The organism is Mycobacterium sp. NPDC050551 (assembly GCF_040674075.1).
Taxonomy (GTDB): domain Bacteria; phylum Actinomycetota; class Actinomycetes; order Mycobacteriales; family Mycobacteriaceae; genus Mycobacterium.
In genome coordinates this window covers 269,038-286,200 of sequence record NZ_JBFARC010000001.1, presented here as the reverse complement: position 1 = coordinate 286,200, position 17,163 = coordinate 269,038, and the positions used below count along the sequence as shown (strand labels likewise).

General features: G+C 69.5%; 17 protein-coding genes, 1 tRNA gene and 2 pseudogenes. 9 read left to right on the top strand and 11 right to left on the bottom strand.

Annotated features, from left to right (window positions below; translation table 11 throughout):
• The first annotated feature begins 33 nt into the window (after positions 1–33).
• Positions 34–663 (top strand): GNAT family N-acetyltransferase, encoded by a 630-nt coding sequence (locus tag AB0K11_RS01430; protein ID WP_364971597.1) that lies wholly within the window; start codon positions 34–36, stop codon positions 661–663.
• Here the strand turns inward: AB0K11_RS01430 and mbtN are convergent.
• The 6 genes from mbtN to crcB (AB0K11_RS01400) are packed head-to-tail and all read right to left on the bottom strand — an operon-like array spanning position 657 to position 5,516.
• A complete protein-coding gene (gene mbtN / locus AB0K11_RS01425; RefSeq protein ID WP_364971596.1) occupies positions 657–1,826 on the bottom strand; it encodes a mycobactin biosynthesis acyl-ACP dehydrogenase MbtN in 1,170 nt (389 codons plus the stop codon). The genes AB0K11_RS01430 and mbtN overlap by 7 nt on opposite strands.
• Positions 1,823–3,397 (bottom strand): long-chain-fatty acid--ACP ligase MbtM, encoded by a 1,575-nt coding sequence (gene mbtM, locus AB0K11_RS01420; protein WP_364973614.1) that lies wholly within the window; start codon positions 3,395–3,397, stop codon positions 1,823–1,825. The genes mbtN and mbtM overlap by 4 nt, the downstream gene beginning before the upstream one ends.
• A gap of 5 nt (positions 3,398–3,402) precedes the next feature.
• Positions 3,403–3,672 carry an acyl carrier protein gene (locus AB0K11_RS01415; protein ID WP_364971595.1) on the bottom strand — a complete coding sequence of 90 codons (270 nt, stop codon included), beginning with the start codon at positions 3,670–3,672 and terminating at the stop codon, positions 3,403–3,405.
• 40 nt (positions 3,673–3,712) lie between these two features.
• The gene (locus AB0K11_RS01410; RefSeq protein ID WP_364971594.1) at positions 3,713–4,759 is read right to left on the bottom strand and encodes a DUF190 domain-containing protein; all 1,047 of its coding nucleotides are present in this window, start codon (positions 4,757–4,759) and stop codon (positions 3,713–3,715) included.
• A complete protein-coding gene (gene crcB / locus AB0K11_RS01405) occupies positions 4,756–5,124 on the bottom strand; it encodes a fluoride efflux transporter CrcB (RefSeq protein ID WP_364971593.1) in 369 nt (122 codons plus the stop codon). The genes AB0K11_RS01410 and crcB (AB0K11_RS01405) overlap by 4 nt, the downstream gene beginning before the upstream one ends.
• The gene (crcB, locus tag AB0K11_RS01400; RefSeq protein WP_364971591.1) at positions 5,121–5,516 is read right to left on the bottom strand and encodes a fluoride efflux transporter CrcB; all 396 of its coding nucleotides are present in this window, start codon (positions 5,514–5,516) and stop codon (positions 5,121–5,123) included. The genes crcB (AB0K11_RS01405) and crcB (AB0K11_RS01400) overlap by 4 nt, the downstream gene beginning before the upstream one ends.
• Positions 5,517–5,586: 70 nt before the next feature.
• Between crcB (AB0K11_RS01400) and pgm the strand changes: the two genes are divergently transcribed.
• From pgm to AB0K11_RS01385, 3 genes are all read left to right on the top strand, one after another.
• Entirely contained in the window at positions 5,587–7,221 is a 1,635-nt protein-coding gene (gene pgm, locus AB0K11_RS01395; protein ID WP_364971589.1) for a phosphoglucomutase (alpha-D-glucose-1,6-bisphosphate-dependent), read from the top strand.
• Positions 7,218–8,486, top strand: coding sequence for an MFS transporter (locus AB0K11_RS01390; protein ID WP_364971587.1), 1,269 nt, complete (start codon positions 7,218–7,220; stop codon positions 8,484–8,486). The genes pgm and AB0K11_RS01390 overlap by 4 nt, the downstream gene beginning before the upstream one ends.
• Before the next feature lie 55 nt (positions 8,487–8,541).
• Positions 8,542–8,614 (top strand) — tRNA-Ala (locus tag AB0K11_RS01385).
• Positions 8,615–8,657: 43 nt separating this feature from the next.
• Here the strand turns inward: AB0K11_RS01385 and AB0K11_RS01380 are convergent.
• Complete coding sequence (locus AB0K11_RS01380) at positions 8,658–9,536, bottom strand: peroxiredoxin (RefSeq protein WP_364971586.1); 879 nt, start codon at positions 9,534–9,536, stop codon at positions 8,658–8,660.
• Between the two features lie 96 nt (positions 9,537–9,632).
• Here AB0K11_RS01380 and AB0K11_RS01375 point away from each other — a divergent pair, with 96 nt between their 5' ends.
• Together AB0K11_RS01375 and AB0K11_RS01370 are read left to right on the top strand one after the other, a co-directional pair.
• A complete protein-coding gene (locus AB0K11_RS01375) occupies positions 9,633–11,030 on the top strand; it encodes a protein kinase (protein ID WP_364971585.1) in 1,398 nt (465 codons plus the stop codon).
• A gap of 75 nt (positions 11,031–11,105) precedes the next feature.
• Positions 11,106–12,380, top strand: coding sequence for an HNH endonuclease signature motif containing protein (locus tag AB0K11_RS01370; RefSeq protein ID WP_364971584.1), 1,275 nt, complete (start codon positions 11,106–11,108; stop codon positions 12,378–12,380).
• 106 nt (positions 12,381–12,486) lie between these two features.
• On the opposite strand, the gene AB0K11_RS01365 is transcribed toward AB0K11_RS01370, so the two are convergent.
• From AB0K11_RS01365 to AB0K11_RS01355, 3 genes and pseudogenes are all read right to left on the bottom strand, one after another.
• Positions 12,487–13,683 (bottom strand): FAD-dependent oxidoreductase, encoded by a 1,197-nt coding sequence (locus AB0K11_RS01365; RefSeq protein WP_364973612.1) that lies wholly within the window; start codon positions 13,681–13,683, stop codon positions 12,487–12,489.
• Between the two features lie 47 nt (positions 13,684–13,730).
• Complete coding sequence (locus AB0K11_RS01360; protein WP_364973609.1) at positions 13,731–14,078, bottom strand: nuclear transport factor 2 family protein; 348 nt, start codon at positions 14,076–14,078, stop codon at positions 13,731–13,733.
• A gap of 97 nt (positions 14,079–14,175) precedes the next feature.
• Positions 14,176–14,715: pseudogene (locus AB0K11_RS01355) on the bottom strand (sigma-70 family RNA polymerase sigma factor); the annotation flags it as partial.
• 134 nt (positions 14,716–14,849) lie between these two features.
• On the opposite strand from AB0K11_RS01355, the pseudogene AB0K11_RS01350 reads away from it, so the two are divergent.
• The 3 genes and pseudogenes from AB0K11_RS01350 to AB0K11_RS01340 all read left to right on the top strand — a co-directional run.
• Positions 14,850–15,185 (top strand): annotated as a pseudogene (locus AB0K11_RS01350) (dihydrofolate reductase family protein); the annotation flags it as partial.
• 46 nt (positions 15,186–15,231) lie between these two features.
• Complete coding sequence (locus tag AB0K11_RS01345) at positions 15,232–15,414, top strand: dihydrofolate reductase family protein (protein ID WP_364971583.1); 183 nt, start codon at positions 15,232–15,234, stop codon at positions 15,412–15,414.
• Positions 15,415–15,460: 46 nt separating this feature from the next.
• Complete coding sequence (locus tag AB0K11_RS01340) at positions 15,461–16,219, top strand: alpha/beta fold hydrolase (RefSeq protein WP_364971582.1); 759 nt, start codon at positions 15,461–15,463, stop codon at positions 16,217–16,219.
• A gap of 7 nt (positions 16,220–16,226) precedes the next feature.
• Here the strand turns inward: AB0K11_RS01340 and AB0K11_RS01335 are convergent, their stop codons facing one another.
• Positions 16,227–17,015: an SDR family oxidoreductase gene (locus AB0K11_RS01335; RefSeq protein ID WP_364971580.1), complete on the bottom strand. Its 789-nt coding sequence runs from the start codon at positions 17,013–17,015 to the stop codon at positions 16,227–16,229.
• Between the last annotated feature and the right edge of the window lie 148 nt (positions 17,016–17,163).

Below are 17,163 nucleotides of genomic sequence, written 5' to 3'. Positions count from 1 at the left end.
TACCCTCATCTGCTGCGGTAGGCTCGTCGCTCGATGACCGACACCGATGAGGCGATCAAGCCCGTCCTGCCCCGTGAGCTGGCGTCGATCGCCGACGAGGTTCGCGCGGTGCCCGCGCCACCGATGCCGGCGCTCGCCGAGCCGTATTCCATCCGCCTCGTCGACGCCGACCGGGACGCCGAGATGATCTCGGAGTGGATGAACCGGCCGCACCTGGTCGAGGCCTGGGAGTACCCGTGGCCGCCCGAGCGGTGGCGGCGTTACCTGCAGGCCCAGCTGGACGGCGAGTACTCCCGACCGCTGATCGGCAGCTTCCGCGGCACTGAACTCGCCTACGTCGAGGTGTATCGCGCGGCCAAGGACTCCATCGCGCCGCGCTATGCCGCCGACCCCTACGATCTCGGCCTGCATGCGGCGATCGCCGATTTGCGGTTCGTCAACCGGGGATTCGCCCCGATCCTGCTGCCGCGCCTCGTCGCCAGCATCTTCGACATCGAGCCGCGGTGCCGCCGCATCATGTTCGACCCGGATCACCGCAACTCCGGCGCGCGCCGGCTGTGCGAGTTCGCGGGCTGCGCCTTTCTCGGCGAGCACCAGATGTCGAACCGCCGGATGGCGCTGTACGCGCTGCCCCGCACGCCCGAGGACGTGCCGGGTCAGTAGTCCCAGTCGGGCGAGTTGATCAGCTCGGCGTAGCCCTCGTAGTCGGGCTTCATTGCAGCGGCGACGAGTTCCCAGAGCACCTCGTCGGTGCCGCCGCCGACCCGGGCCAGCTTCATATCCCGCCACCACCGCCCCAGCGGGGTCTCGTCGACGAGATAGCCTGCGCCGCCGAAGATGTGCATGCACTCGGAGAACACCTCTTCGCCGAGGCGGGCGGCGCTCACCTTGATCGCGGCGGCGGCGCGCAGGTCGAGCCGGCCTTCCGCGGCGATCCCGGCCAGCCCGTAGCGCAGCATGTCGACGCGGGCCTGCAGGTCGGCGATGCGCATGCGCAGTGCCTGGTGCTGGTACAGCGTCTGCCCGAACTGGCGACGTTTCATCATGCGCGCCAGCGTGATTCCGATGATCCGCTGGCAGGCGGCGGCGACCTGGCCGGCGATCGACAACCGCTCGTGCGCGAGTCCCCACGAGATGGCGGCCAGCCCGGTGCCGGCCCTGGCCACCAGCGCATCGGCAGGCACCCAGGTGTCGATGTGGACCGCGGCGGTGTCCAGCGGGCCTGCACCGACCTTGCGGTAGGGGGTCTGCACCTCGACCTGGCTGGTCGGCACGGCGATCACCACGACATTGCCGTGCCTGCTGGTCGGATCCTGGTCCATGCTGCGCGCCACCACCATGATGTGGTCGGCAATCGGCGACAGCGACACGAACTTCTTGACGCCGCGGACCTCGAAACCGTCCCGGGCGGAACGCACCTCGGTCTGGACGATCTGCAGGTCGGAACCGCCGGACTCCTCCGACGCGCCGATGCACAGCACCGCTTCACCGCGGATGGCCTGCTCACAGATCTCGCGCAGGTAGTCCGAACGGCCGAACCGGCGCAGCAGCGCGATGGCCGAGTCGTGCAGGCTGACCCCGACGCCGATGCCGGCCGAGCCGAGCCCGCCGAGCGCAGTGGCCAGTGCGACCAGCTTGGCCACGTCGGGTTGCACTGCGTCGCGCCATTTCTCGGCGAACACCCCAGAACGGCCGAGGTGCTCGATGAGCTGACGGGGGAAGCGCTCGGTCTCCTCCGCCTCGGCTGTCCACGCCGTGACCTGCTCGTCGAAGACGCGGTCGAGCAGCGTGCGGTAGTCCTCGACGGTCGTCAGGGACAGGGTCATGGTGTCACCGCTTCCAGATTTCGTTTGACTTCCAGGCGGCGCAGCTTGCCCGAAGACGTCCTCGGCAGCGAGCCCGGCGCCAGGAACACGACGTCGGACGGTACGACACCACATTCGGTGGCCACCCGCTGCACCAGGGCACTGCGGGCGTCTGCTTCGTCGGATCCCTTGTACTCCGCGGCGATGACGAGGCCGGGCCGGACCGACGTCTCGTCGGTGCCGACCGCCACCACGGCACCTTCGCGGACCCCGTCGATCTGGGCGGCCACCCGCTCGATCTCGGTGGGGAAGATGTTGCGCCCGGCGACGGTGATGAGTTCCTTTGCGCGACCGCACACCACGAGTCCGCCGTCGACGAAGTAGCCGAGATCGCCGGTGGGGAACCAGCTGTCGGCCGCCAGCTGCGCCTCGCCGAGGTAGCCGGTCATCATCGACGAGCCGCGGACCTCGACCTCGCCCACCTCGCGGTCCTCGATGCCGTCGCTGCGCTGCTCGAGCGGGGTGATCCGGATCTGCACGCCTGGGATCGCCTCACCGAGTAGGGCCTGCTTGCGCACGACCGTCCCACCCTCGGTCGTGACGCGGATCTCGTCGACGAGTAGTCCCGTCCCGGGCGCCGGAACCGAGACCGCACAGTTGGATTCGGCCAGTCCGTAGGAGGGGCACAGCGCCGCGTCGTCGAAGCCGAAGCGGGCCATCTGGTCGGCGAACCGCCGGGTGCCGTCGCAGTCGACGGGTTCACCGCCGTTGAGCGCGAACCGCAACGTCCCCAGGTCGACGCCGTCGATCAGCCGGGCGTACTTGCCGACCAGGTTGTAAGCCATGTTGGGCGCCGCGGTCATCGACGAACGGCTGTCACTGAGCCACTGCACCCAACTGAACGGCGAAGCCGAGAACGAGGTGGTCGGCGCCTGCCAGAGATCGCCACCGCCGAGGGCCATCGTGAGCAGGAACGTCAGTCCCATGTCGTGGTAGAGCGGCAGCCAGGAGCAGCCGACGTCGGCCCGGGTGACGCCCACCCGGGTGACCAGGCCACGCAGATTGGCCAGCACCGCCTGCGGCGACAGTCGTGCGGTGCGCGGCGAGCCGGTCGATCCGGCCGTGCCCTGCAACACCGCCACCTCACCGCGGCCGCCCGGTGCCACGAACGTGACGGAACGACGGGCATGGCCCACTGTGGCGACATCGTGGACGGCGACCGTACTGTCCACCGCGCGCAGCAGTTCGAGCTGTTCGCCGTGGCTGAACACCGTGCTCACCCCGATGGCGCGCAAGCGTCGCAAGGTGGCCTGCGCCCATTGCGCGGTGTCGGCGCCGCGGACCGGGCCGGGCAGCAGGGACACCGCGGCGCCGGCGATCATCCCGCCGAAGACGGCCGAGATGAGCTCGACGGTGGGATCACCGACGAGGCCGACGGCCGGGGCGTCCTCGTCGAGGATGCGGGTCGCGACATTCTCCGCGCGGGCGTAGACCTCGGCCCACGGATGCGGGGTCCAGGTCTGACTCGGATGGTCGAAGACGACCAGGTGGTGACCGGCGGAGGTCAGGGCTTCGGCGAGGGCCGCCGCCAGAGGGTTCACTGGTTGCTCTGTGCCGCCGGGACTTTCGCCAGGATCGCGGCTTCCAGGTCACCCACGGTGTCGCAGCTCAGCAGATCCTCCTCGGTCAGTGCGACGCCGAGCTTGTCCTCGATGGCCACCATGCCGACTGCGAACGCCACGGAGTCGAGGCCGACGTCGTCGATGAGGCGTGAATCTCGGGTGACACGACGGATATCGACGTTCATGTCGTCACGCAGAATTTCGGACAGCGCGGCGCTCACGGCATCAGGGGTAGTCGACTGCATGACGTGGGACGGTACACGGCGTACTAAACTTAGGCTAGGCTTACATCTCGGGCGCTGACGCCGGCCGGATGCCGCCGCGCCGCAGGCCGCTGTCGATCGAGACGACCGCCGGAACCACCGCGCAGGTCACCGCGCCCTGCCCCTCGGTCACCTCGTCGACGAGGTCGAAGGACGCCGCGATCCGATCCGGTGTGTCGACGTACTCGGTCGTCACCGGCACATGGCGGCCGAGCTGAAACAGCCTGTCGCCACCGGGTTCTGCGTCGCCGGTGAAACCCCACACGCCCCGCAGGACCGTCACCCCGGCCGTCGTCGGCGACTCCCGTAGGCGGCGCAGCAGAGTCCGGTGCACGGGCAGTCCGCGGTGCAGATCCGCCTCGCAGGTGTAGACCGTCAGCTTCTGCCACCGAGCCAGTCCGAGGTCGTCGGTCGCGGGCACCGGCGCCGGACGGCTCACCGGCACACCGCGCCCCTTGCACAGCTGGACCGGCGCGACCGTCATCAGGGCCGACGGCAGCAGCGGCCGGAGAGTCCGGACCGCGTCGCCGGCGGCCGCCGCGGATCCGACCGCGACCGTCAGCACCGGAACCGCGGCGTTGAGACCGAAGAAGGTGGCGCGGCGGCGCTGTCCGGCGGTGACGCCGTCGACGCCGAGAAACGATGCCGCCGAGGCGAATCCGCCCCGTCGGAGCACATCGCACACCGCGGCGTGGGCCGGTCGCCCGTTCAGCCGGTCCGCACGCCCGGTGAGCACCCTGAACTCCACGTGGTCCGCCGTCACGGTGTCATCGGCATGCCGCACCCGCTCCACGGCCAGGGTGCCCCGGGGCAGCACCTCCGTCGCCCGTGCGGCGAACGCGGCGATGCGCTCGGCGTCGCACACGGCGACGAGCGCGATCGGCAGGTCCTCTGACTGGCTCAGCGTCAGATCGGTCCGGATGTCGTGGCGCGGACCGAATCCGGCGGCTCCGCGCAGGACCACCGCGGCCTCCACGGCGCCGACATCGAGCAGGGCGTCGGCGACGAAATGGCCGTCGTGGCGGGCGCGTTCGCCGAAGTAGGCGGTCAGCCGGTGCAGTTCGGTCACAGCCGTCCCCCGAGCCAGTGGCCGGACCACACCGCGGCGAGCCCCAGCGCCAGACTGACGACGATGTTGGCAACGGCGGGCCATCCCCGCCGCTCCTCGCCGAGGCGCTGCGTCTCGAGCATCCAGGTGGAGAACGTGGTGTAGGAGCCGACGAACGCGGTGCCCGCCAGCAGGGCGTGGTGCGGCGCGAGGGCCAGCGCGCCGAGCAGGCCGAGCAGCCAGGCCCCGGTCAGGTTGACCGCGAGGGTGCCGTACGGGAACGGGCGGCCGACGCGGGTCGAGACGGTGCGGTCCACCGTGAAGCGCAGCACCGCGCCCACGCCGCCGAGCAGCGCGACGCCCGCCCACACCGCGACGGTCGTCACCGCAGCCTGGCCCGGCGGACCAGCGCCGTGGCGACGTACACCGCCAATAGGCCCGCGGCGATGCTGGTGGTCAGGTAGCCGGCGGCCAGGCCGAGGTGGCCGTGTTCGAGCATGCGCAGCGTCTCGACCTGCATGGTCGAGAACGTCGTCAGCCCGCCGCACAGACCGGTGCCCAACAGCGGACGGCGGTAGGCCGAGACCGGGAGGCGCTCGAGGAGGCGGGTGGTGAAGTAGCCGAGCAGGAACGCGCCGACGATGTTGACCGTGAACGTCGGCCACGGCCACCGGCCCGGATCCGCGGGTGCGAGGGTCTCCAGCCCCGCGCGGGCCAGCGTGCCGAGCGCGCCGCCGACGAACACGGCGGCCAGTTCGCGGCGGTCGAATCCGGGCACGATGCAAAGTATCGCGGCTGTTCACCCGGCCGCCCGTCAACGCCGCGCGCACCGGGAGCAGAATCGAACCATGGCCGCCAACCCTCGTGCCGGTCAACCGGCGCAACCCGACGATCTCATCGACGTGGCCCAGGTGGTCACGGCGTACTACACCAAGCAACCCGATCCCGACGATGTGGCTCAACAGGTGGTGTTCGGCACGTCAGGGCACCGCGGGTCGAGCCTGGACACGGCCTTCAACGAGGCGCACATCCTGGCCACCACACAGGCCATCGTCGAGTACCGCGCGGCGCAGGGCACCACCGGACCGCTGTTCATCGGCCGTGACACCCACGCGCTGTCCGAACCGGCGTGGGCGTCGGCGATCGAGGTGCTCGCCGCCAACGACGTCGTCGCGATGATCGACTCGGCCGACCGCTACACCCCGACCCCCGCGGTGAGCCACGCGATCCTGGCGTTCAACCGCGGCCGGGACGCCGACCTCGCTGACGGAATCGTCGTCACGCCGTCGCACAACCCACCGCGCGACGGCGGCTTCAAGTACAACCCGCCCAACGGCGGCCCCGCCGACACCGACGCCACCGGGGTGATCGCCAAGCGCGCGAACGAGATCCTGCGCGACGGCCTGCGGGCGGTGAAGAGGATCCCGTTGACCCGGGCGCTGCAGACCGCGCAGCGGCACGACTACCTCGACGCCTATGTGAGCGATCTGCCCAACGTCGTGGACGTGCACGCCATCCGCGCCGAGGGCATCCGGATCGGCGCCGACCCGCTCGGCGGCGCCAGCGTCGACTACTGGGCGGCGATCGCCGAACGCCACGACCTGCAGTTGACGGTGGTCAACCCGCTCGTCGACGCGACGTGGCGGTTCATGACGCTGGACACCGACGGCAAGATCCGGATGGACTGCAGCTCGCCGAACGCGATGGCCTCGCTCATCTCCAAGATCGGCGACTACCAGATCGCCACCGGCAACGACGCAGACTCCGACCGGCACGGCGTGGTCACCCCCGACGGCGGCCTGCTCAACCCGAACCACTACCTCGCGGTGGCCATCGAGTACCTCTACACCCACCGCCCGGACTGGCCGGGTTCGACGGCCGTCGGCAAGACCGCGGTCAGCTCCTCGATCATCGACCGGGTGGTGGCCGGGCTCGGCCGCGAACTGCTCGAGGTACCGGTCGGGTTCAAGTGGTTCGTCGACGGGTTGCTGGGCGGGACAATCGGTTTCGGCGGTGAGGAGAGCGCCGGTGCGTCCTTCCTGCGGCAGGACGGCACGGTGTGGTCCACCGACAAGGACGGCATCATCCTGGCGCTGTTGGCGTCGGAGATCCTCGCCAAGACCGGGCAGTCGCCGTCGCAGCGCTACCAGGCGCTGGCCGAGAAGTACGGCGCGCCGACCTACGCCCGCATCGACGCCCCCGCCGACCGCGAGCAGAAGGCGCGGCTGGCGAAGTTGTCGGCCGAACAGGTGAGCGCCACCGAGCTGGCGGGGGAGCCGATCACCGCGAAGCTGACCACCGCGCCCGGGAACGGCGCCGCGCTCGGTGGCCTCAAGGTGACCACCGAGAACGCCTGGTTCGCCGCGCGGCCGTCGGGCACCGAGGACGTCTACAAGATCTACGCGGAGTCGTTCAAGGGGCCCGAGCATCTGGCGGAGGTGCAGGAGGCCGCGCGCGAGGTGGTGAATACAGTCATCTCGTGAGTGCCTCTGCGGAGGGCGACTGTTCGCAAGCCGTCGCCAAGGAGAAGTTGCCGGGCGAAGTCTGGGTCCTCATCGTCTCGAACGCGGTGATCGCACTGGGTTACGGCGTCGTCGCGCCGGTGCTGCCGGCCTACGCCCGCCACTTCGGCGTCAGCATCAGCGCCGCGACCTTCGTGATCACCGCCTTCGCGTTGATGCGGCTGTGCTTCGCGTGGCCCACCGGACTGCTGATCCAGCGGCTGGGGGAGCGGCGGATCTACACCAGCGGGCTGGTCATCGTCGCGCTCACCACCGCTGCGTGTGCATTCGCGCAGACGTACTGGCAGCTGTTGATCTTCCGGTCGCTCGGTGGCATCGGGTCGACCATGTTCTTCGTCTCCGCGCTCGGCTTGATGATCCGGATCAGCCCGGAGAACGCCCGCGGCCGGGTGGCGGGCATGTTCTCGTCGGCATTCCTCGTCGGCTCGGTCGGCGGACCGGTGCTGGGCAGCCTGACCGCGGGCCTGGGACTGAGCGCACCGTTCCTCATCTACGGCGGCGCGCTGCTGGTCGCCGCGGCGGTGGTCTTCATCAGCCTGCGCAACTCCTCGCTGGCCGCTCCAGAAGCCGAGGCCACGGAGAAGGTGACGGTGCGGGTCGCCTGGCGCAACCGGGCCTACCGTGCCGCGCTGCTGTCGAACTTCGCCACCGGGTGGTCGGCGTTCGGGTTGCGGATCGCGCTGGTGCCGCTGTTCATCACCGACGTGCTGCACCGCGGGGCGGGTGTCGCCGGGCTCGCGCTGGCGACCTTCGCGATCGGCAACGTCGCGGCCGTGATCCCGAGCGGCTACCTGTCCGACCGGGTGGGCCGCAAGATGCTGCTGATCGTCGGCCTGGCGGCGGCAGGGGTGGCGACCGCGCTCGTCGGGTTCACCGACGCGCTGCCGCTGTTCCTGGTCAGCGCCGTCATCGCGGGATTCGCCACCGGCATCTTCACGTCGCCGCAGCAGGCCGCGGTGGCCGACATCATCGGCAACAAAGCGCGTGGCGGGACGGCGGTGGCGACGTTCCAAATGATGGCCGACGTGGGTTCGATCGGCGGGTCGCTGCTGGTGGGGCTGATCGCGCAGTACTTCTCTTTCGGCTGGGCGTTCGTGGTGTCGGGCGCCATCCTGGTGGTGGCGGCGGTGAGTTGGACGTTCGCCCCGGAGACCCGTCCGCGGCCGACGAGGGAACACGGCCCGGCCCGGCCGCTCGGCCCGGAAGCCGGCGGCGAGGTGCCGTGACCTGCGATTTTGAGCGGCTGCCGAGCGTGGTGTAACTTCGGTGGGCACAACTTCAGGGGCTATGGCGCAGTTGGTAGCGCACCACACTGGCAGTGTGGGGGTCAGGGGTTCGAATCCCCTTAGCTCCACTTTTCTCCGCAGTACGGGCCGTTCGTTCACGCCTCCGCACCCTCAGAGTGCCCGCAGGCCCTGCAGCGTCCGTCTGATCAGTTCACGTCGCTCGGCGATCGTCATCGAGTCACCGGGCATGGCCTGCACCCGCAGATAACCCTGGGTCACCAGCTCGCCCACCAGGTACCGCGTCGCGCCGAGCGGTAGGGACAGGTGCGCCGCGATCTCCGCGACCGAGCGGCTCTGCCTGCAACACGTCAGGACCTGGCCGCGCACATCGTGTTTCGGCCAGTGCGGCGGCTCCGCGGTGTCGGCCGCTTCGACGAAAGCTTCCAGCGGCAGTTCGGCGTGAGTGTCGTCACGGCCTGGCGTCTCGGTGGGCGGCGCGACCTCGCGCCGCTCGAGAACGTTCCGGTTCTGCAGGAAACGCAAGGCGTGGTCGGCGTGCACCGATGCGCGCACCTCGTTGGAGATGACCTCGAGCACGGTGCGGTCGGTGTCGATGACGAAGGTGGCGCGCCTGACCGGCATGAATCGGCCGAGCAACCCTCGACGCCGCGTGTGCCGGCCACGCCACACCGTCGCACGCGGCACGACGGAGCCACGCAGCCTGGCGAGCCTGCCTCGGCGCACCCCGAAGAGCTCGGACACCACGCCGTCCGAATCGGACAGCAGCGGGTAATCGAAGGACCGCTGCTGGGCGAAGTGGGCCTGCTTGTCGACGGTGTCGGTGCTGATGCCCACCCGCTGAGCGCCCACCGCGGCGAACTCGTTGCTCAGATCCCGGAAATGACACGCCTGGGCCGTGCAGATCGGCGAGGACGCGATCGGGAAGAAGAACAGCACGACCGGTCCGTCGCGAAGAAACTCGGACAGGGTCCGAGGACGGCCGGTGTGGTCGTAGAGAGTGAAGTCAGGCGCCTTCTCGCCCGCAATCATCGGCAGAGACTAGCGCGGGCACGCCCTGCATGACCCACGACTCGGGAATCTGGCTCGCTGAACGGCTGGGACGCGGGAACCACGATCCTGTCGGCGATGCCGCTGACGCAGAGCTGGCAGACTCCTAAGTTTTCTCTGAGGGTTTACACACGCGTCAGCGCGGGAAATCTGCTCGCCATGGAGGGTCGTGGGCTTCTGGGCGACCGCTATGAGCTGGGAGAAGTCCTCGGCTTCGGCGGGATGGCCGAGGTGCGTGACGGCTGGGACATCCGCCTGAACCGACCGGTAGCGGTCAAGATTCTTCACTCCCACCTGAGCGCGCAGCCCGAGATCCGCGAGCGTTTCAAGATCGAGGCCTGCGCGGCCGCGGCGCTCAACCATCCTCATATCGTCGGGGTGTACGACTTCGGCGAGGGGGACAAGACACCGTTCATCGTGATGGAGCGATTGCCGGGGGACACCCTGGGCGATCAGATCGAGTGCGGCCCGTTACCCCAGGCTCAGGTGTCGACCGTGATGCGCAGTGTGCTCTCCGCGCTGGCGGCCGCACACGGCGAAGGCATGCTGCACCGCGACATCAAGCCGAGCAACATCCTGCTGACCGAATCCGGTGCAGTGAAGGTCGCAGACTTCGGGATCGCGAAGACGCCGGGCGCCGCCCACACCACGACGGGTCAGATCGTCGGGACGCTGGCCTACCTCAGCCCCGAACGGCTGGCCGGCGAGCCGGCGTCGGTCGCCGACGACCTCTATGCCGCGGGAGTGGTCGGCTACGAGGCGCTCGCCGGTCGCAAGCCCTTCGACCAGGAGGACATCGCGCCCCTGGCGCGCGCCATCGTCGAGGAGCAGCCGACACCCCTGACCCAACTTCGTCCCGACCTCGATCCGAGCCTCGCGCAGGTCGTCGAACGGGCGATGTCACGGGACCCACGGCAACGCTTCGCGAGTGCGGACGCGATGCTGGCAGCGTTGACCGGCAAGGCAGTGCCGCCGCCCGTCACCACCATCCCTCACCGTCGATGGGCGATGCCTCCGGTCGAAGCGCCGGTTGCCCGGGCAGACTCCTCGCTGGACACAGTGGTTCTGCCGCCGGTCGGACATCGCCGGTCGCACAATCGATCCCGGCAGGCCGTCGGCGCCGCGGCCGCGATGGGGGCGCTGGCCATCGCGGTGGTGGTCTTCACGCTGGAATCGCCGTCCGCGCCGGCGCCGACCCGACCGGAGTCCGTCAGCGTCAGCACGCCGAACATCGCCCCGATCAGCGCGACGGCCGTACCGTCGCCCGTCCTCCAGCAGGCACCGGTGGCCGAGCAGATTCCGGTGGTCGAGCAGGCACCTGTGGTTGAGCAGGCGCCGGTGCTCGAGCAGGCACCGGTGTTCGAACCTCAGCCGGCACCCGCCCCCGTGATCGAACAGGCGACCCAGGAACAGAAGCGCCCCAAGGGCAATGGCAACGGCCGAGGCAACGGGAACGGCAACAAGAAGCCGAAATGAGTCAAGCGGCCCGAGCACGTCGCGCCCCGCTTCTGGTGATCCATATTTGTCGGACCCCTCTGCGATGATGGGGTCATGTCCTCGAGCGCAACGTCTTTCGCTCCTTTGGTGAGGCCGAAGGACCGGCTCGCGGAGTTGTTCGACGAGATCGCGGAGTTGTGCGGTCAGCGCAATGCGATCGACGGGCGGCTGGTGGAGATCGTCGCCGAGATCGACCGCGACGGACTGTGGGGCATGACCGGCGCGCGGTCGGTGGCGGCGATGGTGGCGTGGAAGACCGGCTCGTCACCGAGGAACGCTGAAATCGTCACCGCCGTCGCGCAGCGGTGGGAAGAATTGCCGCGCTGCACCCAACTCCTGCGCGAGGGTCGGGTGTCACTCGATCAGGTCGGGGTGATCGCCGAGAAGGCCGGGCCAGGATCCGATGCGCACTACGCCCAATTGATCACCGCCGCGACGGTGAACCAGTTGCGCACCGCGACCAAGCTCGAACCCCCACCTCCACCCCCACCGCAACCCGACCCCAAGCCTGAACCCGCACCGTCGTACAGCAAGACCACCGACGACAAGGGCACCTGCTACCGGATCTGGCTGCCACACCTGGAGGCGGCGAAGTTCGACGCCGCCGTGCAGTCACATCTCGACGGGATGGTCGCCGACTGGAAACGCGACCACGCCGAGGGCGACGGCGACCCCGCTGGCGCGTCGGAGCAGGCGCCGCCGATGCCCACCACGGCTGATGCGTTCCTGAGTCTCGTAGATGCCGGTTGGGACGCCGAGGTGGCGCGGCGCCCGCACGGACACCGCACCACCGTGATCGCCCACCTCGACGTCGAGCAGAACAGCGCCTCGTTGCATCTGGGTCCGCTGCTCACCGACGCCGACCGCCGCTTCCTGCTGTGCGACGCCACGTTCGAGGTGTGGCTGGAACGCCACGGGCAGGTGATCGGGTCCGGGCGCGACACCCGTCAGATCAGCCGCCGGCTGCGCCGGGCGCTCGAGCACCGGGACCGCTGCTGCGTGGTGCCCGGATGCGGAGCCACTAGAGGTCTGCACGCCCACCACATCGAGCATTGGGAGGACGGCGGCCTCACCGAACTCGACAACCTGGTCCTGGTGTGTCCGTACCACCACCGGATGCACCACAAAGGCGGCATCACCATCACCGGACCCGCACAGAACCTTATCGTGACCGATTGCGATGGGCGACAGCTGAGTTCGGCGTCATTGGCCCGCCCGCCAACGAAACCGCCACCCGATGTACCTCCCTGTCCCGGACCCACCGGCGAACGGGCCGACTGGTGGTGGTACTCACCATTCGAACCACAACCGCCACCGGCAGCCGCCTGAGGCGGGCACCGGTGAGCCGCCATGGCCTGCCGGTGCACACCGTCGCGTCTTGTGCATTTGCAATTTGGTCTGCGTCAACAATTGTTGACGAGTGAGAGACCGCTGGTCACTTCGGTGCGGCCTGCAACTCCGGCGCGGCCGCGGCCAGCAGCGCGGCACGGTCACCGTCGAGCGGCGGGTAGATCCGCTCGCCGTTGATCACCCGCTTGGTGGCCTTCGCCTCGGCGCCGCGCTTGACGACCCGGCGGTCCCAACCCTCGGTGTACACGGCCCCAGCAGGCCCGAGGTCGAGAACGGTGACGTACCAGGGGATCCGGAGCGTCAGCATCGGGGCGCCGAGCAGGTCGCCGACCACGTTGTATCCCGCATAACGGCCCATCGGCCGACCATGCTGACACGACATCACCGAGAGGTGTTCGTCGTCCATTCGCGCCGCTGCCACATCGCCCGCGGCGAACACACCGCTCACGTCCTGCACCCTCAGGAAGTCGTCGACGGGCAGCCGGCCCAGTCGGTCGCACGGCACGCCGAGCTGCGCTGTCAACGGATTCGCCCGCATGCCGGCACACCACACCACGGTCGCGGCGGGGATCTCTTCCCCGGTAGACAGCGTCACGCCCCGCTCGCCGACAGCGGTCACGCGGACACCGGTGACCGTGTCCACGCCGTTCCCGGCCAGCGCCTCCTCGATGACGGGCCGCGCCGATTCGCCCATGTCCGAACCGACGTGCGGATTGTGGTCGACGAGGACTACCCGCGGCGGGACACCGAGGGCGCCGGCGAGCATCTCCGGTAACTCACAGGCGGTCTCGATGCCGGTAAGGCCCGCGCCGACGACCACCGCTGTCGCCGCTGCCGGGTCGTCCGGGTTCAGCGAGTGGACGTGATCCTGCAGCCGCATCGCCCCGTCGTACGTGTCGACGTCGAATCCGAACTCCGCCAGGCCGGGAAGCTCCGGCCGCACCACCCGGCTGCCCACCGCAAGCACCAGGCGGTCGTACCCCAGGGTCGTGCCGTCGGTGGTGCCGACGCTTCGCGCCGACGCGTCGATCTCGGCCACCTGGCCGGTGACATGCGTGACGCCGACCGGCTCGAGCAACTGCGGCAACGGGATTCGGCACGGCGCGAGGTCGGCCTCGTAATTGCGCACTCGGATGTCGTGATACGGCTGCGAACTCACCACCGTCACGTCGACCGCGTCCCGGGGCGTGCCGAGTTCGTCGAGCCGCCGGGCGGCGCCCAGTGCCGCCCACAGCCCGGCGAACCCCGACCCGAGGACGAGGATGCGTGCGGTGTCCGGCATCGGCCTATCGTCACGCCGCGACAGGCCCGGCACAAGGGGGACGACGGCTATGGCAGCGACCGCGGCAGGCCGAACGACGGGAGGACGGAGTTGTCGAACCGCGTCATCGCGCTGATCCGGTCCCCGGCGAGGGTGAGAACGTAGATGCCGGTGCCGTGCCGGATCCCACCGGGTGCGCGCAGATAGGCGCCGAACGCCGGCTGCCCGTTCGCCCGCGTCGGCACCAGGTCGAAGCGGCGTCCCGCACCGAAGATGTCGGCGCAGAATCCCGCGACCAGATCCCGCCCGACGTACTCGAACGGCATCGGCGGCATCGACATGAAGACGTCGTCGGTCAGCAGGGTCACCAGTGCGCCGACGTCGGCGGATTCCCACGCGTCGACGAATCGAGCCACCACCGTGCCGGTGGAGGGTGGACGGCGGGACGGCGGTCACCGGCCTGCGCTGCTCGACGCCGGCCCGCGCCCGTTTGAGTGCGCTCTTCACCGAGTCGACGGTCGAGTCGAGCATGGCGGCAACCTCGTCGGCGCGGAACCCGAGCACATCGCGAAGGACGAGAACCGCGACCTGGCGGGGCGGCAGGAGCTGGAGCGCCGTCACGAACGCCAGGGAGATGGCCTCGGTCTGCGCATAGCGGGCCTCCGGACCCGGCTGCGCGTCGACGACACCCTCGAGCAGGGCGTCGGGAAACGGCTGCAGCCAGACGACCTCACCGAGCCGGCTCGGCTCCCGCGGCACCACACCCGGCACGTCCCAAGCCGACGCGGGGAGTCGACCGGCCGTCCGCCGCGCATTGAGGCATCGGTTGGTGGCGATCCGGTAGAGCCAAGTGCGCAGCGAGGCCCGCCCCTCGAAGGTCGCGAACCCCCGCCAGGCCGCCAGCAGCGTCTCCTGCAGCGTGTCCTCCGCGTCCTGGAACGACCCGAGCATCCGGTAGCAGTGCACCAGCAGTTCGCGCCGATACGGCTCAATCAGCTCGCGGAACGCATCACTGTCCCCGGTCCGTGCCCGCGCCGCCAGGTCGTCGGCCACCAATCGCGTCTCTTTCTCCCACACATCTGTATGGACACCGGCCGACGGACGCAGGGGGCACCCGGACTGACGCCACCTTCGCCGGCGTCACGGTGTCAGTACATGGGACAGCCAACACCGATCGAGGAGCAGCGATGGGACGAATCGTCGTCAGCGAGAACATCACGCTCGACGGAGTCATCCAAGACCCCACCGGAGAGGAGGGCTTCGCGTGTGGCGGCTGGTTCTCGGCGGCAGGCGACGACGACCGCGCCGCGTGGACGGCCCTCATGCTCGACGAGGCCCGCACGGCGCAGGCGCTGCTACTCGGCAGGCGAAGCGATGAGTGGTTCGCGGCGCGGTGGCCGGCCCGCAGCGGCGACTGGGCGGACAGGCTGAACAGCATGCCCAAGTACGTCGTCTCCGCGACTTCACCGCAGCCCCGGTGGAACGACGCGACGGTCCTGCACGGCGAGGTGGCGACCGCGGTCGCCGAACTGACACGAACGGTCGACGGCGACATCGTCGTCTACGGCAGTGCCCAACTGGTGCACGCAGATCGACAGCGACCTCGTCGACGAACTGAGGCTCACCGTGTACCCCGTCGTGGTCGGCGCGGGTGCGCGCCTCCTCGGCGCGACGGCCTTCGCGACGCGCCTGCAACTGGTCGACAACCGCACGCTCGGTCGCAACCTCGTGTTCCTGCGGTACGTCCGCTGACGCGGTTGACAGGTGTCGACCGGGTCAGTCGTGATAGACCACCGGCATGGCCGAACGCGTCACCTTCTCCAGTTCCACCGGGCCGACACTCGCGGGCATCATCGAGCGGCCCGCCGGCGAGCCCCGCGGCTGGGGCGTCTTCTCCCACGGATTCACCCTCGGCAAGGACTCGCCCGCGGCGGCGCGCATCTGCAAGCAGCTGGCGAAGGACGGAATCGGCATGCTGCGGTTCGACGCATTGGGCCTCGGTGACTCCGAGGGGGACTGGGGCGACGGGTCGTTCACCCACAAGGTCGCCGACATCGTGCAGGCCTGCGAATTCATGGCCGACGGCGGCACCCCGGCCGACATCCTGATCGGACACTCCTTCGGCGGAGCGGCCGTGATCGCCGCCGCCAGGGAGTGCCCCGGCGTGCGGGCCGTCGTCACCGTCTGCGCCCCGTTCGACCCCGCGCACGCCGAGAAGCAGTACGACGCCGTGGTGGAGCGGGTGCTGGCCGAGGGCAGCGCGGAGTGGATGGCCGGACGCCGGTCGTTGACGCTGAAACGGGCATTCGTCGAAGACGTCCGGGCGGCCGACCTGCGCGACAAGATCCGCGAGCTGCGGATGCCGCTGCTGATCCTGCACTCGCCGACCGACAACACCGTCGGCATCGCGAACGCCAGCGAGATCTTCCGCACCGCGCGACACCCGCGCAGCTTCGTCTCGCTCGAGGGCGCCGAGCACCTGCTCACCGGCCCCGGGCAGGCGCACCGTGCCGGCCGCATCATCGGCGCATGGGCCGACGCTTACCTCGGGGACTAGCAGAGCGTCAGTAGTCCGGGATCGGCAGCGGCGAGTTGTTCGAGTCGATGCCGCCATCGACGTGGAATGTCGCGTTCGTGGCGTAGCAGTCCTTGGTGCACAGATAGACGGTCAGCCTGCCGAGGTCGGCGACGTCGCCCAGCCGGTGTAGCGGGGTGAGTTCCTGCATCCGCTCCAGCGAGCCGGGCATCATGTCGAGGCTGCCCTGCAGTCCCGCCGTGGCGAACGACCCGAGTGCGATGGCGTTCACCCGGATCTTCGGTGCGAGTTCCTGCGCCATCGCGCGGGTGAGCGCCTCGAGGCCGCCCTTGGCCACGCAGTATGCGGCGAGCGCACGGATCCCGAAACGCGCTGAGCCCGAGGAGATGTTGACGATGGAGCCGTGACCGGCATCGAGCATGTGCGGAGCCACCAGCTGGCTCATGATGAACGCCGAGGTGACACACCAGTCGAAGGTGTGCCGGAAGTCCTCGTCGGTGATGTCCAGGAATCGCCCGTAGGTGGAGCCGCCGACATTGTTGACCAGTATGTCCACCCGGCCGAAGGTCTCCATTGCGGTATTCACCACGCGTTCGCCGTCCTCACGGCTGATCGCATCGGCCACCAGGGCGAGGCCGGTACCGCCCTCGGCCTCGATCTCGCCGATCGTGCCGACGATCTCCGACTCCGTGCGAGCCGTACCGACCACCGTGCACCCGGCTTCGGCGAGCACCTTGGCGATGCCCGCGCCGACGCCGCGTCCGGCGCCGGTGACGATCGCGACCTGGCCGTCCAGGTTGAATTGCTCGAGTGCCATGTTGCTCCTGAGGACGTTCGACGGGACTGCGACCCACCCTACATTCGATGACTTGAGTCAGTAAGTGGAATGCGCGAACGATCATCGATCCCGAGCGCCGGCCAGTCGCGGACGTGCGAAGAACCGGCACGACCAGCCACTTGTTCCG